We start from the raw sequence: 25,163 nt of genomic DNA on the forward strand, positions 1-25,163 counted from the left end.
CACTGTCGTGGCAGACACCGAGACGACGGGCCGCCCGGCCCGCGGCGCGGAGAGGAAGAGATGACCCTGCTCGACGTGATCGTCCTGATCATCGTGGTGGCCGCCGCGATCGGCGGGTTCCGCCGCCTCGGCGGTGTGGCCCGGGCCGGGCGCCTGCTCGGCCTCGTGGTCGGTGCCGGCGTCGGCGCGGCCTGGGGCTCGAACCTGGCCCGCTACGGCGACACCGCCGACTCGGCCTGGTTGTGGGGCCTGGTCGGGGTGATCGCCGGTCTGCTGCTGGGCTCGCTGGTCGGCGGGTTCCTCGGCGGACTGGTCAGCCGGGTGCTCGCCCGTGGCAGGTTGTCCTTGCTGGACCGCATCGTCGGCGCCGTCACCGGTGCCGTGACCGCACTGCTGGTGATCTGGCTGGTCTCGTGGGTGGTCCCCGCGGTCGTGAGCGCCGAGGCGCTCGCCCCCGTGACGACGCTCGCGCAGTCCCTGGGCGGCAGCCGGATCGTCGACTCGGTGTCGGAGCTGCTGCCCGCGACGACGTCCGCCGCCCGCGACGTCGTCGACGCCGCGCGGCCTCCCGCCGGCTGATCCCACCCGACCCCCAGCGGTCCGCCGCCCGGCGGTCCGCGACCCGCCGCTGCCTTCTTCCGGGTACGGCACCGTCCGAGGAGAACCATGAACGACGAGAACCGCACCCCGCGCGACGACGACGACCGCCCCACCGACCGGCAGCCCCCGGTCCCCGCCGACGAGACCCCCACCGCCCACACCCCGAGACCGCACGTCCGGGACGGCGTGCACAGCGGGGGGACGGTGGCCGCCGCCTCCGACGCGGGTGACCCTCCGCGACGACGCCGGTTCGCCGCCCTGCGACGCCGGTCCGCGCTGCCCGCGGTCGCGGCCGGCGTGATCGGCCTGGTCGTCGGGGCCACTGCGAGCGGCCTGATCGTCGGGACCGCGTTCGCCGGGCCGGGCGACGGCCCCGCCCGCACGGCGGTCGCCGCCGACGGCCGCGGCCCCGGTGGACCCGGCGGGCCCGACGGCTCCGGTGGCCCCGGTGGTGAGACCGGTGGTCCGGGCCGCGGCCCCGACGGTGCCGGTCCCGGTGGCCCCGGTGCGTGCGGTCCGGCCGGTGGGCCGGGTCGGGACGGCGCGACTCCGCCCGCGCCGCCTGCCGGGGCCCCGACGCCGCCCGCTCCGGGCGCCGCCCCGGCCGCCCCGGGTGCGACGGCTCCGGGTGTCACGGCTCCGCGCCAGGGCGGCGCCGCTGCCCCGGCCGCTCCCGCGGCCCCTGCTGCTCCCGCGGCCCCGGGGTCGTCCGCCGCTCCCGCGGCGCCGGCCGCTCCCGCCGCTCCGTGAGCCCGTACGCGCGGCGACACCGACCGGTGTCGTCGCGCGTGGGGGAGGGGAGAAGGGAGTGCTCCTCGTCGGATCGCGTCGCGCATTCGCCCCCGACGCGCTGCAGGATCCGACGAGGAGCACTCGACGGACCAACGCGCCGGAACGGGCACGGATACCCCCCTGATGCGGTGACGACGCGGGCCCGGACACCACCATCGGTCGTCCCCGCAGGTCAGACGGGTCGTCGTCGTGTCTTCGTGACAAGAAATCGGTGAGTGGTCCGGCCCGTCGAGCGCCGATCCGGGGGAACACCCGTCGTCCGTGGTGGGGCTCCGGGAGCCGGAACGGCGGGACGGAGCCTCACCCACCCGGGACGGTGGGGGCCGGAGCGACGCGGCCGAGCCCCGCACGGCCCGGGATCGCAGGGGTCGAGGCCGCTCCGGCTTCTCCCGCGGGAGGACCGTTCCGGCGATCGCCCAGGCCGTCCCCGGTGCTCCGCTGTGGACGTCCTGCTTCGCGACGGCGGAGGACGGGCCGGATCCGACGGTGGGCCGGAAGCGGGGCACCTGCACCGTCACCACGGGCCGTCGTGCGGGGCGGGGTTCCGGCCGACGGCCGGAACCGGACCACGGCGGTACCGGACGACCACCTGACGGCGCACCCCGACCGCACCCTGACGGCGCAGGTCACGGGCCGATTCGAGACCTGAACGGATGGTGGCCCGACCACCGAGAAGACCACGTGGACAACCCATCGCGAAGAGACCGTGGTCGGCGTCACACAGATCGGTGATCGCCGGTATCGCCCGGTGAGAGGGTGTCGGTAACCAGGAGTTCGCTTCCGCTCACCGCGGTGACCTGCGACGACGCCCGATGTTCGCCCGGGGGACCCCCCGGTTTGACGGCCCCGGACACCGTGCCGTAACTTTCTTCCTGTCAGCGAGTGAGCCGGACAGAACGGGCCCTGAGAGGCCCGGTCAACAGGCCCCGCGGACAGCGACCCCCCGGTGGTTCATCGAGTTTCTCGATGTGGTTACCTTTGTGGGTCAAGGCGATCCGTCTTCAGGATCCTGCTTCCTTGTTGGGGGGTGGGTGAGTGCGGTGCGGGTGTCTTTTGAGAACTCAACAGTGTGTCGAGCTATTTTGATTCGGTTTGGCGTTTTGTGCCAAATTGTTTGTTTGGTTGCAGCATTCGATCCCGTCGGGTGTTGTGGCTAGTTGTTTGTTGCAAGTCAGGGTTTTGTTGGAGAGTTTGATCCTGGCTCAGGACGAACGCTGGCGGCGTGCTTAACACATGCAAGTCGAGCGGTAAGGCTCTTTCGGGGGTACACGAGCGGCGAACGGGTGAGTAACACGTGGGTGACCTGCCCTCCACTCTGGGATAAGCCCGGGAAACTGGGTCTAATACCGGATAGGACCACTGATCGCATGGTTGGTGGTGGAAAGTTTTTTCGGTGGGGGATGGGCCCGCGGCCTATCAGCTTGTTGGTGGGGTGATGGCCTACCAAGGCGGTGACGGGTAGCCGGCCTGAGAGGGCGACCGGCCACACTGGGACTGAGACACGGCCCAGACTCCTACGGGAGGCAGCAGTGGGGAATATTGCGCAATGGGCGGAAGCCTGACGCAGCGACGCCGCGTGGGGGATGACGGCCTTCGGGTTGTAAACCTCTTTCGCCAGGGACGAAGAGCGATTGACGGTACCTGGAGAAGAAGCACCGGCCAACTACGTGCCAGCAGCCGCGGTAACACGTAGGGTGCGAGCGTTGTCCGGAATTATTGGGCGTAAAGAGCTCGTAGGCGGTGTGTCGCGTCGGCCGTGAAAACTTGGGGCTTAACTCTGAGCGTGCGGTCGATACGGGCATCACTTGAGTTCGGCAGGGGAGACTGGAATTCCTGGTGTAGCGGTGAAATGCGCAGATATCAGGAGGAACACCGGTGGCGAAGGCGGGTCTCTGGGCCGATACTGACGCTGAGGAGCGAAAGCGTGGGGAGCGAACAGGATTAGATACCCTGGTAGTCCACGCCGTAAACGTTGGGCGCTAGGTGTGGGGACCATTCCACGGTTTCTGTGCCGCAGCTAACGCATTAAGCGCCCCGCCTGGGGAGTACGGCCGCAAGGCTAAAACTCAAAGGAATTGACGGGGGCCCGCACAAGCGGCGGAGCATGTGGATTAATTCGATGCAACGCGAAGAACCTTACCTGGGTTTGACATGCACCAGACATCCCTAGAGATAGGGCTTCCCTTGTGGTTGGTGTGCAGGTGGTGCATGGCTGTCGTCAGCTCGTGTCGTGAGATGTTGGGTTAAGTCCCGCAACGAGCGCAACCCTTGTTCCATGTTGCCAGCACGTAATGGTGGGGACTCATGGGAGACTGCCGGGGTCAACTCGGAGGAAGGTGGGGATGACGTCAAGTCATCATGCCCCTTATGTCCAGGGCTTCACACATGCTACAATGGCTCATACAGAGGGCTGCGAGACCGTGAGGTGGAGCGAATCCCTTAAAGTGAGTCTCAGTTCGGATCGGGGTCTGCAACTCGACCCCGTGAAGTTGGAGTCGCTAGTAATCGCAGATCAGCAACGCTGCGGTGAATACGTTCCCGGGCCTTGTACACACCGCCCGTCACGTCACGAAAGTTGGTAACACCCGAAGCCGGCGGCCCAACCCTTGTGGAGGGAGCTGTCGAAGGTGGGACTGGCGATTGGGACGAAGTCGTAACAAGGTAGCCGTACCGGAAGGTGCGGCTGGATCACCTCCTTTCTAAGGAGTCCCATCATGTGATGGGGCGCCACGATGCTCTGTGAGTTGTGCTCATGGTGAGTCTGTGGTTCCTTCATTGAATCGCATTTGCGGCCTCGTTCGTGGGTCGGGTGCGTTGGGTGGAACGCAGTACGTCGGACCGTTTGGCTTGGCACACTGTTGGGTCCTGAGAGGACATCCTGTGGTTCTTCGGAGCTGGGGTTGTTTTCTTTGGCCGCTCTGGTTGAGAGCTTCCTAACGCCTGCGTGTGTGGGTGGTGGTTGTTTCTTGGTCTGGTGTGGTTGTGGGTTGAGTGTTGCATAGTGGATGCGAGCATCTTGTTGTGGTCAAGTTGTTAAGAGCACATGGTGGATGCCTGGGCATCAGGAGCCGATGAAGGACGTGGGAGGCCGCGATAGGCCTCGGGGAGCTGTCAACCGAGCTGTGATCCGAGGGTGTCCGAATGGGGAAACCCAGCGCCCGTCATGGGGCGTTACCCGTACCTGAATTCATAGGGTGCGTGGAGGGAACGTGGGGAAGTGAAACATCTCAGTACCCACAGGAAGAGAAAACAATAGTGATTCCGTGAGTAGTGGCGAGCGAAAGCGGAAGAGGCTAAACCGTGTCCGTGTCAAGCCGGCAGGCGTTGCGGGTGCGGGGTTGTGAGACGTGTCGTTCATCTTCTGCCGAGGGTGGGACAGCAAGTGCCTGTGTTAGCGGAACGACTCTGGGATGGTCGGCCGTAGTGGGTGATAGCCCCGTACGCGAAAACACTGGGTTCTGTTGTGGGCGTGTTCTCGAGTAGCAGCGAGCCCGTGAAATTCGCTGTGAATCTGGCGGGACCACCCGTCAAGCCTAAATACTACCTGATGACCGATAGCGGACAAGTACCGTGAGGGAAAGGTGAAAAGTACCCCGGGAGGGGAGTGAAATAGTACCTGAAACCGTGTGCTTACAAGCCGTCAGAGCCTTTCGGGGTGATGGCGTGCCTTTTGAAGAATGAGCCTGCGAGTTATGCTTCGTGGCGAGGTTAACCTGTGTGGGGTAGCCGTAGCGAAAGCGAGTCCGAATAGGGCGTCTGAGTCGCGGGGTGTAGACCCGAAGCGGAGTGATCTACCCATGGCCAGGGTGAAGCGTCGGTAAGACGTCGTGGAGGCCCGAACCCACCAGGGTTGAAAACCTGGGGGATGAGCTGTGGGTAGGGGTGAAAGGCCAATCAAACTTCGTGATAGCTGGTTCTCCCCGAAATGCATTTAGGTGCAGCGTCGTGTGTTTCTCACCGGAGGTAGAGCACTGGATGGCCTAGGGGGCCGACAAGCTTACCGAAGTCAGCCAAACTCCGAATGCCGGTGAGTGAGAGCGCGGCAGTGAGACTGCGGGGGATAAGCTTCGTGGTCGAGAGGGAAACAGCCCAGATCACCGGCTAAGGCCCCTAAGCGTGCGCTAAGTGGGAAAGGATGTGGGATCGCCCGGACAACCAGGAGGTTGGCTTAGAAGCAGCCACCCTTGAAAGAGTGCGTAATAGCTCACTGGTCAAGTGGTCCTGCGCCGACAATGTAGCGGGGCTCAAGCGCACCGCCGAAGCCGTGGCAATGACACTTAGGTGTTGTTGGGTAGGGGAGCGTCCTGCATCTGGTGAAGCCCGGGAGTGATTTACGGGTGGAGGGTGTGGGAGTGAGAATGCAGGCATGAGTAGCGAATGCAGAGTGAGAATCTCTGCCGCCGGATGACCAAGGGTTCCTGGGCCAGGTTGTTCCGCCCAGGGTGAGCCGGGACCTAAGGCGAGGCCGTCAGGCGTAGTCGATGGACAACGGGTTGATATTCCCGTGCTCGTGATAGTGCGTCCATGCCGAGGCTGGTGATGCTAACCATCCGAACCCACCTTCGTTCCTTCGGGAGTGTTGTTTGTGGGGGAGCGTGGGATCCGATCTGGTAGTAGGCAAGTGATGGGGTGACGCAGGAGGGTAGCTCCGCCACGCGGTGGTTGTCGTGGTGTAAGCCTGTAGCCCGAGTCCTAGGTAAATCCGGGGCTCATTTAAGGGTGAGAGGTGATGCGTAGCCGATTGAGGCGAAGAGGGTGATCCCATGCTGTCGAGAAAAGCCTCTAGCGAGTGCTGTTGCGGCCCGTACCCCAAACCGACACAGGTGGTCAGGTAGAGAATACCGAGGCGATCGAGCGAACTGTGGTTAAGGAATTCGGCAAAATACCTCCGTAACTTCGGGAGAAGGAGGGCCGGTTGTCTTGAGGCTCCTTGCGGGCTAGGGACGGCCGGTCGCAGAGACCAGGCCCAAGCGACTGTTTACTAAAAACACAGGTCCGTGCGAAGTCGCAAGACGATGTATACGGACTGACGCCTGCCCGGTGCTGGAACGTTAAGAGGACCTGTTAGCTCTTCGGGGCGAAGCGGAGAATTTAAGCGCCAGTAAACGGCGGTGGTAACTATAACCATCCTAAGGTAGCGAAATTCCTTGTCGGGTAAGTTCCGACCTGCACGAATGGCGTAACGACTTGGGCGCTGTCTCGACCACAGACTCGGCGAAATTGCACTACGAGTAAAGATGCTCGTTACGCGCGGCAGGACGGAAAGACCCCGGGACCTTTACTATAGCTTGGTATTGGTGCTCGGTTCGGCTTGTGTAGGATAGGTGGGAGACTGTGAAATCGCCACGCCAGTGGTGGTGGAGTCGTTGTTGAAATACCACTCTGGTCGAATTGGGTGTCTTAACCTCGGGCCATGATCTGGTTCAGGGACAGTGCCTGGTGGGTAGTTTAACTGGGGCGGTTGCCTCCCAAAGAGTAACGGAGGCGCCCAAAGGTTCCCTCAGCCTGGTTGGCAATCAGGTGTTGAGTGTAAGTGCACAAGGGAGCTTGACTGTGAGACTGACGGGTCGAGCAGGGACGAAAGTCGGGACTAGTGATCCGGCACCACCTTGTGGAAGGGGTGTCGCTCAACGGATAAAAGGTACCCCGGGGATAACAGGCTGATCTTGCCCAAGAGTCCATATCGACGGCATGGTTTGGCACCTCGATGTCGGCTCGTCGCATCCTGGGGCTGGAGTAGGTCCCAAGGGTTGGGCTGTTCGCCCATTAAAGCGGTACGCGAGCTGGGTTTAGAACGTCGTGAGACAGTTCGGTCCCTATCCGCCGCGCGCGTTGGAGACTTGAGGAAGGCTGTCCCTAGTACGAGAGGACCGGGACGGACGAACCTCTGGTGTGCCAGTTGTCCCGCCAGGGGCACGGCTGGTTGGCTATGTTCGGGAGGGATAACCGCTGAAGGCATCTAAGCGGGAAGCCTGTTCCAAGATGAGGTCTCCCACCACCTTCGAGTGGGTAAGGCTCCCAGTAGATGACTGGGTTGATAGGCCGGAGATGGAAGCCCTGTGAGGGGTGGAGTTGACCGGTACTAATAGGCCGAGGGCTTGCCACAACGAGTTGTTCGCATCCACTGTGTGACCCTGAGTCCACAACCATCCACACTGTTCCCGGGTATGCCCGGGCCGGTGTGGAGTCGGTTTGTGTGCTCGACCCCTGTCCCCGGTTTCGGGGTGGGGGTGATAGTTGGATAGTGTTGTCGGTGGTCATTGCGGTAGGGAAACGCCCGGTCCCATTCCGAACCCGGTAGCTAAGCCTTCCAGCGCCGATGGTACTGCACTCGCCAGGGTGTGGGAGAGTAGGTCGTCGCCGACATTCAACTTTCATGGGATATGCCCCGGGCTTTCGAGTCCGGGGCATTTCTCGTTTCCGGACCGTTTCTCGGTCCGATGCGTGCGGCCCGGCCCGGCCCGGCCCGGGTGGGGTGTCCGTTCCCGAGCGCTGGTGTGGGTCGTGCGGGGTCGCTGGTCAGGGCGTGCCGCTCCCCCGGTGGAGTCGGGCCTGAGTTGCACAGGTGAGTGGTGCTCGGTTCGTGTCGCCGCTGGTCAGTGCGGTGCGGCCGCTGGATCTGGGGCACTAATCGGTAGCCTGTCGCGGTGTTCGTCCGGAAGGTGAGGACCGCTTCCGGCGCGACGGCGGTTCAGATCGTCGAGAAGCGTCGAGGTGTGCGGCGGATCGTCGAGCACGTGGGCTCGGCCCACGACGAGGTCGAGCTGGCGACGTTGATGAGCACGGCGCGCGACCGGATCCGGGCCGGTCAGCAGGCTCTCGACCTTCCGCTGGCCCCGTCGGAGGGTCGCGCCGTGGTGACCGGCTCCGGGTGCGAGGTCCTGTGGAATGTCCTGGTTGATGCCTACCGCAGGCTCGGGTTCGACACGGTCGCCGACGAGGCGTTCCGGGCGCTGGTGCTGGCCCGGATCATCGAGCCCACCTCGAAGCTCGCCGTAGCCGGTGTGCTGGACGAGATCGGGGTGCCGGCGCCGCACCGCAACACCCTCACCGCCGCCCTGCAGCGGTGCATCTCCCGCGACTACCGCGCCGTGCTCGCCGCCGCGTGCATGGCCGCTGCGCGCCAGGCGGGTGCGGTGTCGCTGGTGCTCTATGACGTCACGTCGCTGCACTTCGAGGCCCAGGACGAGGACGACCTGCGCAAAGTGGGGATGAGCAAGGAACGCCGGGTCGACCCGCAGATCCAGCTCGGCCTGCTCGTCGACCCGACCGGGTTCCCGCTCGAGGTGCACTGCTTCGAGGGCAACAAGGCCGAGACCAAGACCCTGCTGCCGGTGCTCACCTCGTTCGCCCAGCGTCACCGCGTGGCCGACATGGTGGTGGTCGCCGACGCCGGGATGCTCTCAGCGGCGAACCTGAACGCGATCGAGGACGCCGGGTTCTCGTTCATCGTGGGGTCGCGGATCACCAAGGCGCCCTACGACCTGGCCGAGCACATCGAGCGGCGCGGCAACGCCTTCACCGACGGGCAGATCCTCGAATCCACCCGCGTTATGGGCACCGGCCGTACCGGCAGCAAGGCCGCCCGGTCGCGGCGGGTGGTCTACCAGTACCGCTTCGCCCGCCACAAACGCGACGACCGGGCCATCAACGCCATGGTCGACCGGGCGGAGAAGGTCGCCGACGGCAGCCGGCCTCTCAAGAAGGACCGGTTCGTGCGCCTCGACGGCGCCGAACGCGGCGTGGACTGGGCGCTGGTCGAACGGGCCCGCGAGCTCGCCGGCTTGAAGGGCTACGTCACCAACCTGCCCGCGGCGACCATGGCCGGCCAGGCGGTGATCGATGCATACCACGACCTCTACCAGGTCGAACGCTCGTTTCGGATGGCGAAGTCCGACCTGCGGGCCCGACCGATCTTCCACCGCCGGCGCGATGCGATCGAGGCACACCTGACCGTCGTGTTCGCCGCGCTGGCGGTCAGCCGGCACCTGCAGGACCTGACCGGCGCCTCGATCAAGAGGCTCGTCCGGACACTACGGCCGCTGCGCACCGTCCGGATCGGCATCGGCGGACAGGAACTCACCGCAGCACCCGAGATCACCACCGACGCCCGAGCGATCCTCGACCAGCTACCCGCCATCCCCGCCCCGGGGCACTAAACCTGTGCAACTCAGGTCGGGGGCCGCATCTCGGTCCGGTCCTGCTGGTGGGCCGGCCGCACCTCGCACCCTTTCCTGTGGTCTCGCGCCCTCTGCGGGGGCTGCGAGGTCGCAGAAACGTGTGCGACGTGGGATGCGGGGAGCGCGGCCGGCGGGAACACCGGCGCCGCGGGTGTCAGAGATCGGCGCCCACGGCGTCGTCGACGCACGAGAAGCCGTCGGCGCGCAGCAGCGCCGCGAGCTCACGGTGGACCCGGGCCGGCCAGAGCAGACCGCCGTAGACGAAACCGGTGTAGGCCTGCACCAGTGCCGCGCCGGAACGGATCCGGCGGTAGGCCTCCTCGGCGTCGGCGATCCCGCCGACGGAGACGACGACCTGGTCGTCGTCGAGGCGGGTCCGCAGCTGCCGCACGACGGCACGGGCCCGCTCGGTCAGCGGACGGCCGGACAGCCCACCCGCACCGGTGGCGGCGACGACGTCGGGGGCAGTGCGCAGACCGTCGCGGGCGACGGTCGTGTTCGTGGCGACGACCCCGTCGAGCCGCATCCGGCGGGCCAGGTCGGCGACGGCGTCGAGATCCTCCGGCGCGAGGTCGACCGTGATCTTCACCAGGAGCGGGACACGACGGTCCCGGGACACCCGGTCCAGTTCCTCGCGGACCGCGACGAGCAGCGGCTCCAGCACGTCGACCTGCTGCAGGTCCCGCAGACCGGGGGTGTTCGGGGAGCTGACGTTGACCACGACGTAGTCGGCGTAGGCGCCCAGCGCGGCGGCGCTCGCACGGTAGTCCGACGCGGCGTCCTCGGCGGGTACCGCCTTGCTCTTGCCGATGTTGACCCCGAGCACCGGCATCCCCGGCCCGGAGCGGGCCCGGAGCGCGGCGAGGCGGGGCCCGACGGTCCCGGCACCGGAGTTGTTGAAGCCCATCCGGTTGACCAGCGCGGCGTCGTCGACGAGCCGGAACAGGCGGGGCCGAGGGTTGCCGGGCTGCGCCCGGCCGGTCACCGTGCCGATCTCGACCGCGCCGAACCCGAGCCTGCCGAGCGCGAGGACACCCTCGGCGTCCTTGTCGAAACCGGCGGCGAGACCGAGCGGGCCCGCGAACTCCAGACCCAGCGCCCGGGTGCGCAGCACGGGGTCCGACGGGGCGAACCGCTCCGCGACCCGCTCACCGACGACGGGTGCGGTCCCGAGCGCGCGGACGACACCGAACCCCATCCGGTGCGCGGGTTCGGACGGGACGTGCCGGAGCACGTGGCGCATGAGGGCGTCGTACATGCCCCCATCCTCACACCGGCCTAGGAGGTGCGGCGGGACAGCCCCAGCTGGTCGAGCATGCGGCGGTCGCGCTTCGTCGGGCGGCCGGCGCCGCGGTCGCGGTGGGCGAACAACGGCTGCCCCGCGGTGCTCGGCTCCGGCGGGGTGTGGTCGATGTAGCACTCCTGCGCGATCGGGGCACCGACCCGCTTCTCGATCACCCGGGTGACCTCGACGATCCGGTTCCGGTCGTACACCCGCGCCCGCACCCGGTCGCCGACCTGCACCGTCGCCGCCGGCTTCGCGGGCCGGTCGTTGATCCGCACGTGCCCGCCCCGGCACGCCGTCGCGGCGTCGGCACGGGTCTTGGCCAGGCGCACCGACCACAGCCACCGGTCCACGCGGGTCCCCTCCATCGGACCATCGTGCCATCCGGGACGGCGGTCCGGGCCTCAGTAGTGCACGACGCCCGGTGTTCCCCCGCCCGCGGCGACGGCGTCGCCGGTGATCGCGACCGAACGGGGCGAGCACAGGAACGTGATGACGTCGGCGACCTCCGCGGCGGTCGTGATGCGGCCGATCGTCGTCGTCGCGTCCAGCTCCGCGCGGGCCTCACCCCCGGTGATCCCGGCCGACTCCGCCCGCGCGGCGACGGCGTCGGGCGTCCGCTCGGTCTCGGTGGCACCGGGGTGCACGACCGTCACGTTGATGCCGTGCGGACCCAGCTCCTGGGCGAGCGCCGCCGTCATCGAGGCCACCGCGACGTTGCGCACCGACCCCACCAGCGACGTCGACTTCCGTGCGTTCAGGCCGCTGACGTTCACGATCCGCCCCCACCCCTGGGCCCGCATCAGCGGCGCGACCGCCCGCGCGCACCGCAGGTAGCCGAGGACCTTCGTCTCCAGCTCGACCCGCACCGCGTCGTCGGTGATCGAGGCCAGGTCGGTCGGCGGGCCCGCGCTCGCCGGCCGCGCGGCGGCGTTCACCAGCACGTCCACCCCACCGAACCGGTCGGCGACGGCGGCGACACCCCGGCGGACCGCGTCGTCGTCGGTGGTGTCGACGGCGACGGCCAGCACCTCCGGCGCGCCCTCGGCGCGCAGTCCGGCCGCCGCGGCCTCCAGGGCGCCGGCGTCGCGCGCGAACAACGCCACCCGGGCGCCCTCGGCGGCGAGCGCCCTGGCCGTCGCCAACCCGATGCCGCGGCTCCCACCGGTGACGATCGCCCGGCGCCCGTTCAGTTGCAGATCCATGGTTCCCACCGTGCCGCAACCCTGCCGGGACCGCAGGCGTCTACGGTGTGCGCGTGGCTGAGCCGATCGACTCCGTGCTGGTGGTCTTCAACCCGGGCAGTACGGGGGACGCCGACGTGCTCGCCGAACAGCTGCGCGACGAGCTCGGCGCCGCCCGCCCCGAGCTGGCCGTGCGGCTGGTGCCCACCGAGTACGCCGGGCACGCCCGCGTCATCGCCCGCGAGGCCGCGTCCGCAGGCGGGCGCCCGCTCATCGTGTCGGCGTCCGGCGACGGCGGCTACAACGAGGTCGTCAACGGGATCATGGACGTCCCCGGCACGGACGCCTCGGCCGCCGTCCTCGCCGCCGGGAACGCCAACGACCACGACCGCGTCACCGCACGCCGTCCGCTGGCCGAGGCGATCCTCGACGGCCGCCCCGAGCCGATGGACCTGCTCGAGATGCACCGCGACGACGACCCGCCGCACTACGCGCACTCCTACATCGGGTTCGGGCTGACCCCCGTCGTCGCGCTGCAGATCGAGAAGGGCGGCAAGGGCAGCATCCGCGAGGTGATCACCACGGTGCGGGCGTTCTGGGCGTTCACCCCGTTCGAGGTGGAGTTCTCCCGCGGCGACCGGCGCCGGATCGACAACCTGGTCTTCGCCAACATCGGCGAGATGGCCAAGGTCGCCGAGCTGTCGGCCACGAGCCGTCCCGACGACGGCCGGTTCGAGGTCGTGCTGCTGGAGCACCGTCCGAAGTGGAAGCAGCTGTGGGTGGCGGCCCGGGCGGCGTTCTCCGGGCTCGGCCGTCAGCCCGCGACCTCGGACTTCCGGTTCACCGCGTGCGGGCCGATGCCGGTGCAGATCGACGGCGAGGTCGACGAGGTCGCCGGCGGCACCGCGATCCGCGTCCGCTGCGCGGCCGGGGCACTCAACGTCGTGCGCTGACCCCGCCGTGCTCACGGGGCGAGCGTGAACTCCACCGCGCCGAGGTAGTCGCCGAAGCTCGCCCGCACCCGGGCGCCGCGGTGCACGGGCATCGGGACGGTCGTCGTCCCGGTGGTGACGACCGCGCCCGCCTCGAGCCGCAGGCCGTAGCCGGGCAGGACGTCGGCGAGCCACGCCAGCGCGACCCACGGGTCCCCGAGGACGGCCGCGCCGGATCCGGCCGCCTGCTCGTCGTCGACCTGCAGGGCGGTCGGGGTCGCGGCGAGGTCGAGATCGAGGGCGCCGGGGAGCTCCGGGCCCAGCACGAACCGGCCGGCGCACGCGGCGTCGGCCATCAGCGACGGCGCCCCCGCCGCGACGAAGTCGGTGAACCGCGACTCGGGCAGCTCCACCGCCCCGTGCACGGCCGCGACCGCGGCACGCAGCTCCTCACGGGTCGCGTCGGCACCCACCGGCGCACCCATCACGAACGCGAACTCCGCCTCGGCGACGGCCATGTGCAGGTCGTCGGAGGGCACCACGTCACCGGGGGAGTGCCGGAACCGCTCGAACAGCGCCCCCGGCAGCGGGGTGTCCACCCCGATGTGGGCCTGCCCGGCGGGCGCGGTCGCCGCGAGCTTCCAGCCGTAGGACGGCCCGGCCCGCTCCGACAACCTGCTCTGCGCGGTGAATCCCTCGGCCAGGCTGCGCGGACGTAGCAGCTCCGGCAGTGCGGCCATCCGTTCGCCGGTGGTCCAGGCCTGCCACAACGCACCGGCGGTGCCGTCGGCCCGCACGAGGTCGACGGCGGTCGGGTCCATGCCCGCGGAGCTGTTCTCGGCACTCATCGGGGCGGCATCCTGCCAGGGCCGCGGGTCAGCCGTCGTCGCCGGTCCGGGCGCGCAGCACCTCGGCGACGCGGCGGACCCGGTCGTCGGCGAGCGCGTCCTCCAGCGACACCGGCAGCGGGATCCGCCAGTTCGGGTACTCGTCGACGGTGCCGGGCAGGTTCGGCTGCCGCGTCTCGCCCAGCACGTCGTAGAGGGAGGCCAGGACCAGCCGCGACGGTGCCGACGCCAGCAGCGCGTGCAACGCGACGACGATCGTGTCCTCGTCGGTCTCGTCCGGGGAGTCGAGCAGCCCCTCCGAGGTCAGCAACGCCAGCAGCTCGTCCCGTTCGGCTCCGGCCCTGGCCTCCTCGGTCGTCGGGTCGTCGAGGAGCCCCAGCTCGGCGCGCACCCGCACCTGCTCACCGGCCAGGAACCCGGGCGCGGTCGGCAGGTCGTGGGTGGAGATCGTCGCGACCGACCGCTCGGGCCAGCGACGCGGCGGGCGGAGCGGGCCGTCGTCGCCTCCGGTCACCGGATCGGGGTCGCGGGAGAACCACAGCACCGTCGAGCCCAGCAGGTTCCGCTCGGCCATGTCCTCGCGGATCCGCGGGATCACCGTGCCCAGGTCCTCGCCGACGACCAGCGCGCCCGCGCGGTGGGCCTCCAGCAGCAGCACCGCGAGCATCGCGTCGGCGTCGTAGTGGACGTAGGTGCCGCGGTCGGCCGTCTGCCCCGCCGGCACCCACCACAGCCGCCACAGCCCCATGACGTGGTCGATCCGCAGGCCGTCGGCGTGCGCGAGCAGCGCGCGGACCATGTCGCCGAACGCGGCGTAGCCGGTGTCGGCGAGGCGGTCCGGGCGCCACGGCGGCAGGCCCCACGTCTGGCCGCGCTGGTTGAACGCGTCCGGCGGGGCACCGACCGTCGCGCCGAGCGCGAGCACGTCCTGCAGCATCCACGCGTCGGCGCCCTCGGGGTCGCAGCCCACGGCGAGGTCGTGGATGACACCGACCGGCATCCCCGCGTCCTTCGCCGCGGCCCGGACCCCGGCCAGCTGCGCCTCGGCCTGGCGCTGCACCCAGGCGTGGAACGCGACGCGCGGCGCCAGTTCGGCACGGGCGGCGGCGACGCCGGGGGCGTCGGGACGACGCAGGTCGTCGGGCCACAGCGACCAGCGGCCGCCGTAGCGCTCGGCCAGCGCGCAGTAGGTCGCGAAGTCGCGCAGGTCGGTATCCGGGGCGCCGTCGGGGTACCCGGCGCTGCGCCACAGCGCCTCCAGCGCGGACCGCTTCGCCGCCCAGACCCGGTCGTGCGCGATCCGGTCGCCGGTCGTCTCCGGGCGCAGGGCGTCGACCTCGGCTTGGGTGACCGAGTCGGCGGCGGCGTAGGCCGGGAGGTCGGTGACCCGCAGGCTCAGCGGGGTGGCGTAGCGGCGCGACGACGGTGTGTACGGCGACGGCTGCACCGGCGGCACCGGGGTGATCGCGTGCAGCGGGTTGAGCAGCACCGCGCCCGCGCCGTGCCCGCCGCGGATCAGCGTGGTCAGGTCGCCCAGGTCGCCGATGCCCCACGAGTCGCGCGAGTGCAGGGCGTAGAGCTGCAGCATCCAGCCCCACGTCCGGGGCGGGTCGGGCAGCCTGGGCGGCGCGACGACGACGTGGGCACGCCCGGCCGTCGTCTCGCACGCGTAGCGGCCCGGCTCCAGCCCGGCGGGGAGCTCGCCGTCGATGTCGCGGGCCCATCCCTCGTCGCCACGCGCACCGTCGACGGCGGTGAGGCGACCACGGCCCGGCACGGTGCGGGAACGGTCGCTGCGCAGTCCGATCGTCGGCGGCAGCGCCCCGGCGCCGGCGCGCTCGCGGGCCCCGGCGAGCGCCACCCGTTGCGCCTCGGGGGAGGCGACGTCGACCTCCAGCAGCCCGAGGACGGTGCGGACCACCTCCGCGTCGATCGGCTGCTCGGTCCTGCTGCCGTCGAGGTACGAGGTCGCGACGCCGTACGCGTCGGCGATCTCGGCGAGCTCGGGGGTCACCGGGTCGCTGGTCATGGGTCGATCCTGGCGGATGAGCGGCGGCCCGGCCCGGCCGCCCGGGGTGATACGGGCAACCGCCGCGACCGACACGCGGGACGCCTCCGATCACCCCCGGTCAGGGGGGCCGCGGTGCTACGGTGCGTCGCCGGATGCGCCGACCGGGTCACCGTGGCCGGCCGGGCGGCGGGGCCCGGCGACGGGTACCTCCTCCCGGGCCGCACCCTGTCGTGGACGACGGTTCGCGCAGCTCCGGCAGGAGGACTTCCAGATGTCGACGTGGGCCCTGCTCGGGCTGGTTGTGGTGGTGGTGCTGGTGGCCGTCGGGATCGCCGGGTTCCTGCGGTGGGGGCGGGGCCGGGAGGACGACGTCGCGTCGTCCGAAGGGGACCGTCCGCGCACCGTCGCCGATCTCGTCGACCGCCGCGCCCGCGGCCTCGACGACGGGCCCGGCAGGCCCGCGCCCGACCCGTCCGTGCCCGCGGCGCCTCCGGCGCCTCCGGTCGACGATGCCCCGGAGCCCGTGGTCGACGAGGAGCCGGCCGCGGACCGTGAGACCGCCGGGTCCGCCGCCGCGGCGGACGACGGTCCCGACGACACGGTCGCCGCGACCACGCCCGTCGCCGCGGTCCGTCCGCAGCAGGAGCGCCCGCGGCCCCCCGACGCGGAGGACACCGCCCCGGACGTCGGGCCGTCGTCGTCGGCGCCCGACATCACCGAGGCGGTCGGCACGGCCGATCCCACCGACGAGCTGCCGGCGGTCCCGCGGGTGACGCCCGACGTGAGCGCGGGCCCGGTCGGCCCGCCCTGGTCGCGCGGGTTCAAGGACGGCAAACCGCTCGAGCCCGTCGAGGTGGCACCGGCCCGGCGGACCCCGGCCCCGACGCCCTTCGTGCGACGACGGCCGGTCGCGGACCCCGCTGCCCGTACCGCCGACGAGGCGACCGCGGCCACCGGCACCGGCCCGGACAGCTCGGCGCCCGACATCAGCACGCCCACCTCCGGGACCGCGGTCGTGGGCGACGCGTCGACGACCGCGTCCGAGGCGCCCGCCGACGCGTCGACCGGTGTCACCGGGTCCACCGGCGTCACCGGGGACGTCGCGTCCGTCGGGGACACCGCCTCCGTCGGGGACACCGCCTCCGCCGGGGAGGAGGCCGACGAGTCGGTCGACGAGGCCCCGCCCGCCGCCACGACCCCGTCCCGCGCGCCCTTCGACCCGGACCTGGTCCGGCGGGTCACGGCGCTGCCGTCGGAGCGCACGTCGGTCCGCGCCCCGGCCGACCCGGACACCGAGCGGGAGTTCCGCGAGGCCCGGGACCGCATCTCGACCCCGCACACCTGGGCGGGCCGCGTCCCCGAGCAGGCCGGCGCACCCGAGACGGCCGGCGACACCCCGCCGGTGAGCCGGATCCCGTCGATCGGGCTCGCCGCCTCCGGCGCCCGTGCCACGCGCGAGAGCACCGACAGCCCCGAGCCGCCGCCGCGGCCCGCCCCGCGGGTCCTGCGGTCGGCGCGTCCCGGGAGCGGACCACGGCACCTCGCCCCGTCGCTGCGCGGGACGTCCGCGACCGACAGCGGCCCCGACGAGGACACCGCTCCTGTCGAGGGCACCGTCGTGTCCGGCGAGACCGGGGACGCCGGTTCCGAGCCGGGCTCCGGCGGCACGGTGACCACCGACCGCGCGGCCGGAGCGGTCGACGCCGTCGGCGTCCGTGGTCCGGCGGGGGATACCGACGCCTCCGTGCCGGGCACCGGCGAGCGCGAGACCCCGACCGGGGATGCGCCCGGAGCCGAGACGACCGACGACGCCACGACGGACGACGCCACGACGGACGACGCCACGACGGACGACGCCGCGACGGACGACGCCGCGACCGCCGCCCCCGACGCGACGGACCCGGCCCCGCCCCGCCAGGCCCCGGACGAGCAGGCCTCGCACGAGCAGGCCCCGCGGGACCAGGACCTGCAGGAGCAGGACCCGCAGGAGCAGGACCCGCAGGCCGATGCCCCGACCCCGGACCCCACCACCCCGGAGCGGTCCACCACCGCGCCGGAGGCCGAGGAGACACCCCTGCACGCCGGCCCGACCACCGCCACCCGCCCCGACCGCGCCGAGGACGTCTCCCTGTCCGTGCTCAGGACCGGGCCCGTGCCGTCGGCGGTCGTGCCGGACACGGCACCACAGGACATCGAGGTCCGCGTCGTCGACGCCACCGACGCCCCGCTGCCCGGCGCCGAGGTCGCGCTGCGCGACCGCTCCGGCGGGCCGATCGGCTCCGCCACCACCGACGCCGACGGTACGGCGCACGTCACGGCGCCGGGCGCCGGGGCGTTCGTCGTCGTCGCCCGCGCCGACGGACACCTGCCCGGCGTCGCGACCTGCACCGTCGGCGACGACGACGCCGGCACCACCCTGCGCCTGGCCGCTGCCGCCGCCGTCCACGGCTCGGCGCCCGCGGGCACCGGCGTCGTGCTCTCCCAGGACGGCGAACCGGTCGCCTCGACGACCGCCGCGGCGGACGGGACCTACCGCCTGGCCGACCTCGACCCCGGCCGCTACCTGCTCGCCGCGGGCGACGGCCCGGGCGTGGAGGTCGACCTCGTCCCCGGTGGCGACGAGCGGCGGGACCTGGCGGGCTCGTGACCGGCACCACGGAGGTCCACGGCCGGCTCCCCGGCGTCGGCGGTGTCGAGCTGTTCTGGCAGGGCCGCCTCCCCGAGGGCGACCCGAGCGGTGTCCTGCTGGTCAGCCACGGCATCGGTGAGCACTCCGGCCGCTACGACGCCGTCGTCGACACGCTGGTCCCGGACGGCTGGGCCGTGTACGGCCTCGACCACCGCGGCCACGGCCGCTCCGGCGGCACCCGGGTGCACGTCCGCCGCTACGACGACCTGCTCACCGACTTCGAGACGTTCCGCCGCGAGACCATCGCCCGCCACCCCGGCGTCCCGGTGTTCCTGCTCGGACACAGCCTCGGCGGCCAGATCGCGCTCGCCTACGCGCTGCGCCACCAGAACCGCCTCGACGGGCTCGTCCTGTCCGCGCCCGCACTGGCCTCCGACGCCGTCCCGGCCGCGCTCGTGCCGCTGCTGTCGGTCGTCGCAAAGGTCCTGCCCACGGTCCGCCCGGTCGGGATCGACACCTCCGCGATCAGCTCGGACCCGGCCGTCGTCGCCGACTACGACGCCGACCCGCTCGTGCACCACGGCCGCCCCACCCTGGCCCTCGGCACGGAGATCTACCGGCAGATGGCCGAGCTGCCCGGCCGGGCCGCCGAGCTGCGGATCCCGCTGCTCGTGCAGCACGGGACCGCGGACCGGCTGACCGACCCGGCGGGCACCCGGCTGCTCGACGAGCGCTCCGGGTCGGCCGACACCACCGTGCTCTGGTACGACGGTTTCTGGCACGAGATCTACCACGAACCGGGCCGGGCGACCCCGCTCGCGGACCTGCGGGACTGGCTCGACCGGCACCGCGACGCGGCCGGTCAGGCGACCTGACCCGACCGATCCCCGCCTCACCGCGCCGGACCCGCCCCGGTGGTGCGATCCTGGGGCCGGTACGGCGGAACGGGGTGGCGCGCACGGTGGAGCGGTTCGACCGGCGGACGGAGGACGAGTACGTCCCCGTCCGCGACCTGCTGGCGACGATCGACTGGTCGGCGACCCCGCTCGGCGCGCGCGACACCTGGGACCGCGAGCTCGAGGACACCATCCGGTTCATGCTGGAGAGCCGCCAGCCGCTCGTCGCGTGGTGGGGGCCCGAACTCGTCCTGTTCTACAACGACGAGTTCGCCGAGCACTCCGGCCTGCGCCATCCCCGGTCCTTCGGCAAGCCCCTGGGGGAGGGCTGGCCGGAGATCACCGCGCATCTCGGGAGCCACCTCCACGAGCTGCTCTCCGGGGACCGCGAGGGCATCTACCGCAGCGACGACCGGATCGTGCTGCGGCGCTGGGACACCCCGGAGGTCACGTGGTGGACCTACTCCGCCACCCCGGTCCGCGGTCCCGACGGCGGCGTCCTCGGCCTGATCGTCTTCACGGCCGAGACCACCGCGCAGGTCGTCGGGGGCCGGCGGATGGCGCTCCTGGCCGCGCTCGGCGAGGTGGCCCGGGACGCACCGACGCTGGACATCGCCGTCGAACGGCTCACCACGGTCCTGACCGACCTGCCCGACGACGTCGGCTGCGCCGTGGTGACGACGGTCGGCGCCGACCCCGGCCCGCTGGCCACCGTCCGCATCGACGCGCCGCCCGCGGGCTGGCTCCCCGACGACCTCGACCCCGACCACGTCACCGACGTCGAGTTCCTCGCCGTCGACCCGGTCGCGGTCCACGGCGACGACGGCGTCCCGGTCGCCGACGTCGTCCGGGCGACGGTGCACACCCCCGACGGGTCGGCCGGCATCGCCGTCGTCATCGGGGCGCCGTCGCTGCTCCCGCTCGACGAGGACCACCGCTCGTTCCTGCGGCTGGTCGCGGGCACCGTCGGCGGCGTGCTGACCGCCGCGCTCGCCCGCGACCGCGAGCGCGACCGGCGCGACGACGCCGGGCTGATCGAGCAGGCCCGCGCCGAGTACTACGCCGGCCTCGGCGACGAGTTCCGCGACCCGCTGACCCTCGTCCTCGGGCCGCTGGAGCGGCTGCGCGACCACGACGACGCCGCCGTCCGCACCCAGGTGGAGCTCGCACAGCGCAACGCGCAGCGGATGCTCAAGCTCGTCGACGGGCTGGTGGACGTCTCCGCCCTGCAGACCGGCAAGCACGACGGCCTGTTCGCCCCGACCGAGATCGGGAAGACCACCGCGGCGCTCGTCGACGCGTTCGCGCCCGTCGTGGAGCGGGCCGGGCTGGAGCTGGCGGTGTCCTGCCCGCCGCAGGTCCGGCCGGTCTGGGTGGACCGCGACGCCTGGGAGAAGGTCGTCCTCAACCTGCTCAGCAACGCGGTCAAGTACACCCGCCAGGGCACGATCACCGTCGACCTCGCCCAGGACGGCGAACAGGTCGTCCTGCGGGTCTCCGACACCGGCGCCGGCATCGTCGACGGCGAGCTCGACGCGGTGTTCGACCGCTTCCACCGTCCCACCCGGCGGCACGGCCGCAGCGGCGACGGCAGCGGCCTCGGCCTGCCGCTGATCCGCCAGCTGGTCCGTCTGCACGGCGGCACCATCGGGGTGACCAGCGAGCCCGGCGCGGGCAGCACCTTCACCGTGCGGCTGCCGCTGGGCTTCGCCCACCTGCCCCCCGAACGCCTCGTCCGGGCCCAGGTCGGGTCCCGCGCCGCCCCGCAGCTCGCCGCGCCCTACGTGGCGGAGGCGCTGCGCTGGCTGCCCGACGCCCCCGAGCCCGCGGGCGCCGCACCGGTCCTCGCCCGCGGCCGCTCGGTGGACGGGTCCGTCGTCGACGGGCTGGAGGTCGACCACCGCGACCGGGTGCTCGTCGTCGACGACGACCGCGAGATGCGCGGCTACCTGCGCGACCTGCTCGTCGAACGCTGGACCGTCCGGGTCGTCGCGGACGGTGCGGCCGCACTGGAGTCCGCCCGCACCGACCCGCCGGACCTGGTCGTCGTCGACGCGGCGCTGCCCGGCAACGGCGGCATCGAGCTCCTGCGGGCGCTGCGGTCGGACCCCCGCACGATCGGGGTGCCGGTCGTGCTGCTGTCGTCGCGGGCCGGGGAGGAGGCCGCCGTCGAGGGGTTCGCCGCCGGCGCCGACGACTACCTGGTCCGCCCGTTCTCCGCCCGCGAGCTGCTCGCCCGGGTCGCGAACCACCTGCAGCTCGGCCGGGTCCGCCGGGCCGCCGAGCTGCAGTTCCGGGCCATGGCCGACTCCACCCCGGCACTGATCTGGGTCGACGACCCGGGCGGGCACCGGCTGTTCGTCAACCGGGGCTGGCTGGACTTCACCGGCGTCGAGGACGCGGCGCAGGAGCTGGGCCACGACTGGCGCCGCCGCATCCACCCCGACGACCGCGAGCGCTACCGCTCGGTGACCTCCGCCGCCGCCCGCGCGCACGCGCCGTTCGAGGTCGAGTACCGGCTGCTGGACCGGGCGGGCCGCTACCGCTGGGTGCTCGACCGCGGCGCCCCCGTCCGCGACGGCGAACGCTCCGCGGGCTACGTCGGCGGCTGCCTCGACATCGACGTCCAGCACCGTGAGCAGCGCCGGCACCGCATCTACTCCGAGGTCGCCGAGTCCCTGGAACGGGAGATCACCCGCACCGGGCGCACCGACCAGCTCGTCCGCGCCGTCGTCGAGGACCGGCTCGCCGACATCGCCGTGGTCCACGACGCCGACGCGGTCACCGGCACCGGCACCCTCGCCGTCTCCGCGCAGCGCTCGGCGCTGGAGCCCTCGCTGTGGCGGCTGGCCCCGCTGGTCCCCGCCGACGACGACGGCCGCCCCGAGATCCTCGACGCCGCCCACCTCGACGAGGTCCTGAGCCGGCTCGCACCCACCCAGCGCCGGGCCTGGACCCGGCTGCGCATGACCTCGGCGATGGTCGTGCCGCTGCCCGCCCGCGGCCGCACCAGCGCCGTGCTGACCGTCGTCCGCACCGAGTCGGGCGACCCCTACACCGACGACGACCTGGACCTCCTGTCCGAGATCGGGCGCCGGGCCGGGCTGGCCGTCGACAACGCCCGCCTGCTGGAGCAGGAACGAGCCTCGGCCCAGCGCCTGGGCCTGCTGCACCGCGCCACCGCCAAGATGTCGGCCGCGGCGACCCCCGGCGAGGTCGCCGCGATCGCCGCGGACCACATCGTCGACCTGCTCGACGCCGACCACGCCGGGCTCTGGGAGATCCGCGGGGAGTGGCTGCAGGCGCTCACCGGCCACGGGTGGGACCGCGACATGTGGCAGCGCGCCGCCCGGATCCGGGTCGACGCGCCGCTGGCGTTCACCGAGGTGCTGGCCGGGCACGAGCCGATGTGGTTCACCACCGCGCACGAGTGGGCGACGCGCTACCCCGCGGCCATCGGCATCGCACCGGACCACGCCCAGACCATCGGCTACCTGCCGCTCGTCGCCGGCGGGCGCTCGCTGGGGGTCCTCGCCGTCGCCATGCTGACCGAGCGACGGCTGTCCGACGCGGACAAGGAGGCGGCCGTCGCCGTCGCCGAGCTCGCAGCACAGGCGCTGGACCGGGCGTCGATGCTGGAGGCCGAGACCGAGGCCCGGCGGCTCGCCGAACGCCTCGGCGCGGTCGCGACCGGGCTGGCCCGGGCCACCGACCTGGAGTCGGTCGCCGAGGTCGTCGTCGAGCACGGCCGGATCTCGATCGGGGCCGACGCGGTCGCGGTGCTCGTCGTCGACGAGGGCGGCGCGCTCTCGCTGCTCCGGGAGACCGGCTGGCCCGCCGACGGCCCGCCGATGCGCACCCCCGGCCGCGCGCACCCGCTGAGCCGCGCGGTCAGCAGTGGCGAGCCGATCTGGAACGCCGGCGGGCCCGCCGGCGGCGAGGTGCTGCGCTACCCGATCCATACCGCGGTGCCGCTGATGGTCGCGGCCCGCCCGATCGGCGTCATCGGGCTGCGCTTCGAGACCGAACCGGTGTTCACCCCCGAGCAGCGCAGCTTCGTGCTGACCCTGGCCAACCAGTGCGCGCAGGCGATCGTCCGCGCCCAGCTGCACCAGGCCGAGCACGAGGTCGCGGTCACCCTGCAGCGCAGCCTGCTGCCCCAGCGCCTGCCCGACATCGAACGGCTGTCGCTGGCCACCCGCTACCGCCCCGGCACCCAGGGCACCGAGGCCGGGGGCGACTGGTTCGACGTCCTGGACCTCGGCGACGACCTGGTGGCGCTCGTCGTCGGCGACGTCGTCGGCCGCGGCCCGGCGGCGGCCGCGGTGATGGGCCAGCTGCGGTCCGCGGTCGCGTCGAACCTGGTCAACGGCCAGCCCCCGGCGCGGGCGCTGGAGCAGCTCGACCAGTACGCGTTGCGGGTGCGCGGCGCGATGGCCAGCACCGTGGCCATCGCGACGATCGACACCGGCACCGGCGAGATGCGCTACGCCAGCGCCGGCCACCCGCCGCCGCTGGTCGCGGGCCCGGACGGGGTGCGGACCCTGTCCGAGGGGCGCGGCGTGCCGCTGGGGATCTCCGGGCGGCCCCCGTTCCCCGAGGCCGTGGACCGGATGGAGCCCGGCGAGACGATCCTGCTCTGCTCGGACGGTCTGTTCGAACGCCGCAACGAGGTCATCGACGACGGCCTGGCCCGGCTGTCCGCCGCGTTCGACGAGCTGTCCGCCGCCCAGCCCCGCGACATGGCGGACACGTTGCTGCACCGCATGTCCGAGGGGACGGTCATCCCCGACGACACGGTCGTCGTCGTCGCGCGGCTCATGCCGCCGCCGCTGCGGATCGCGATCGAGGCCGACCCGAAACGGCTCGCCCCGCTGCGCCGCGCGGTGGCCGCCTGGGCCGCGCAGTGCGGGATGGGCCCGGACGCGGTCAGCGACCTGCAGCTGACCGTCGGCGAGGCCGCCACCAACTCCATCGAGCACGCCTATCTGCCCGAGGACACCGACGGGCGCGCCGGGGTCGACCTCGACCTGGCGCTGACCGCGGACGGCTCGGTCGCGGTGCGCGTCACCGACGGCGGACGCTGGCGGCCCCCGCCGCCCGACCCCGGCTACCGCGGCCGCGGCATCGCGCTCATCCGCGAGCTCGCCGGGGACGTGCACATCGACCCGTCGGACTCCGGCACCACCGTGCGGTTCCTGCTGCCCGCGATCCCGGTCGAGGTGGGCACCCCGAGCGCGGGACCGCCGGTGGAGTTCGTCGCCGGGGAGCCCGAGCCGGACCGCGACCGGATCGACACCCCGTCCGGCGACGGCGACGACGGCACCGTCCGGGCCCGGCTGCGTGCCGTCCCGGACGCGCACGGCGTGCGGATCGGGATCGTCGGCGACCTCGACCTCGGTGGGGTCTCGGCGATCCGGGCCCCGCTGATGGAGCACGTCGACCGCGGGCTGCCGATCACCCTGAACCTGCCGGGGGAGGCGTTCGTCAGCAGCGCCGGGATGGCCCTGCTGTCGGAGGTCGCGCGCCGGATGCGGACCAACGGCGCGGCGCTCACCCTCGTCGCGCCCGCGGGCAGCCAGGCCCGCCGCTCGCTGGTGCTGTCGGGGCTCGACACCGTCATCGGCATGTCCGACGACGACGGCGCCTGACCCGCCGACCTGTCCGGACACGCACGGGGTCCTCCCGCGGGCCGGACGGCGGGTTGAAACCGTGCCCACCGCTGTGATGCCATTCCCGGCATGAGTCAGGCAGCGACCCTCGGACCCCTGTGGGGCACCCGTCGCGCCGACCACTTCGACCAGGG

12 protein-coding genes and 3 rRNA genes are annotated in these 25,163 nt (G+C 71.8%); 10 read left to right on the top strand and 5 right to left on the bottom strand.

Features of this window, described 5'->3' with window-relative positions:
* The first annotated feature begins 60 nt into the window (after window positions 1–60).
* From MTO91_RS02665 to MTO91_RS02690, 6 genes are all read left to right on the top strand, one after another.
* Window positions 61–579 carry a CvpA family protein gene (locus tag MTO91_RS02665; protein WP_476653644.1) on the top strand — a complete coding sequence of 173 codons (519 nt, stop codon included), beginning with the start codon at window positions 61–63 and terminating at the stop codon, window positions 577–579.
* Window positions 580–666: 87 nt separating this feature from the next.
* Entirely contained in the window at window positions 667–1,350 is a 684-nt protein-coding gene (locus tag MTO91_RS02670) for a hypothetical protein (protein WP_476653645.1), read from the top strand.
* Between the two features lie 1,221 nt (window positions 1,351–2,571).
* Window positions 2,572–4,091 (top strand): 16S ribosomal RNA (locus MTO91_RS02675).
* A gap of 324 nt (window positions 4,092–4,415) precedes the next feature.
* Window positions 4,416–7,498: ribosomal RNA gene (locus MTO91_RS02680) — 23S ribosomal RNA — on the top strand.
* A gap of 143 nt (window positions 7,499–7,641) precedes the next feature.
* Window positions 7,642–7,758: ribosomal RNA gene (gene rrf / locus MTO91_RS02685) — 5S ribosomal RNA — on the top strand.
* Together the 16S, 23S and 5S rRNA genes form the textbook arrangement of a ribosomal RNA operon.
* A 281-nt stretch (window positions 7,759–8,039) precedes the next feature.
* Window positions 8,040–9,551, top strand: a complete 1,512-nt coding sequence (locus MTO91_RS02690) for an IS1634 family transposase (RefSeq protein ID WP_476653646.1) — start codon at window positions 8,040–8,042, stop codon at window positions 9,549–9,551.
* Window positions 9,552–9,726: 175 nt separating this feature from the next.
* Here MTO91_RS02690 and MTO91_RS02695 read toward each other — a convergent pair whose 3' ends face one another.
* From MTO91_RS02695 to MTO91_RS02705, 3 genes are read right to left on the bottom strand one after another with little or no spacing between them, the layout of a single operon-like run.
* Entirely contained in the window at window positions 9,727–10,830 is a 1,104-nt protein-coding gene (locus tag MTO91_RS02695; protein WP_476653647.1) for a quinone-dependent dihydroorotate dehydrogenase, read from the bottom strand.
* 20 nt (window positions 10,831–10,850) lie between these two features.
* Window positions 10,851–11,225 (bottom strand): RNA-binding S4 domain-containing protein, encoded by a 375-nt coding sequence (locus MTO91_RS02700; protein ID WP_251787162.1) that lies wholly within the window; start codon window positions 11,223–11,225, stop codon window positions 10,851–10,853.
* 36 nt (window positions 11,226–11,261) lie between these two features.
* Window positions 11,262–12,062, bottom strand: a complete 801-nt coding sequence (locus tag MTO91_RS02705; RefSeq protein ID WP_346105921.1) for an SDR family NAD(P)-dependent oxidoreductase — start codon at window positions 12,060–12,062, stop codon at window positions 11,262–11,264.
* A 53-nt stretch (window positions 12,063–12,115) separates the two neighbouring features.
* Between MTO91_RS02705 and MTO91_RS02710 the strand changes: the two genes are divergently transcribed.
* Window positions 12,116–12,994, top strand: coding sequence for a diacylglycerol/lipid kinase family protein (locus MTO91_RS02710; protein WP_062404079.1), 879 nt, complete (start codon window positions 12,116–12,118; stop codon window positions 12,992–12,994).
* A gap of 11 nt (window positions 12,995–13,005) precedes the next feature.
* Here MTO91_RS02710 and MTO91_RS02715 read toward each other — a convergent pair whose 3' ends face one another.
* Both MTO91_RS02715 and malQ read right to left on the bottom strand, forming a co-directional pair.
* Window positions 13,006–13,821 (bottom strand): 2-keto-4-pentenoate hydratase, encoded by an 816-nt coding sequence (locus MTO91_RS02715; protein WP_237453419.1) that lies wholly within the window; start codon window positions 13,819–13,821, stop codon window positions 13,006–13,008.
* A gap of 28 nt (window positions 13,822–13,849) precedes the next feature.
* The gene (gene malQ, locus MTO91_RS02720) at window positions 13,850–15,850 is read right to left on the bottom strand and encodes a 4-alpha-glucanotransferase (protein ID WP_476653648.1); all 2,001 of its coding nucleotides are present in this window, start codon (window positions 15,848–15,850) and stop codon (window positions 13,850–13,852) included.
* Window positions 15,851–16,103: 253 nt separating this feature from the next.
* Between malQ and MTO91_RS02725 the strand changes: the two genes are divergently transcribed.
* From MTO91_RS02725 to MTO91_RS02735, 3 genes are all read left to right on the top strand, one after another.
* A complete protein-coding gene (locus MTO91_RS02725) occupies window positions 16,104–18,479 on the top strand; it encodes a carboxypeptidase regulatory-like domain-containing protein (protein WP_476653649.1) in 2,376 nt (791 codons plus the stop codon).
* Complete coding sequence (locus tag MTO91_RS02730) at window positions 18,476–19,336, top strand: lysophospholipase (protein WP_476653650.1); 861 nt, start codon at window positions 18,476–18,478, stop codon at window positions 19,334–19,336. The genes MTO91_RS02725 and MTO91_RS02730 overlap by 4 nt, the downstream gene beginning before the upstream one ends.
* A gap of 74 nt (window positions 19,337–19,410) precedes the next feature.
* Entirely contained in the window at window positions 19,411–25,008 is a 5,598-nt protein-coding gene (locus tag MTO91_RS02735) for a SpoIIE family protein phosphatase (RefSeq protein ID WP_476653652.1), read from the top strand.
* Window positions 25,009–25,163: the final 155 nt, after the last annotated feature.

The sequence above is a fragment of the Pseudonocardia sp. 2-7 genome (assembly GCF_056341085.1).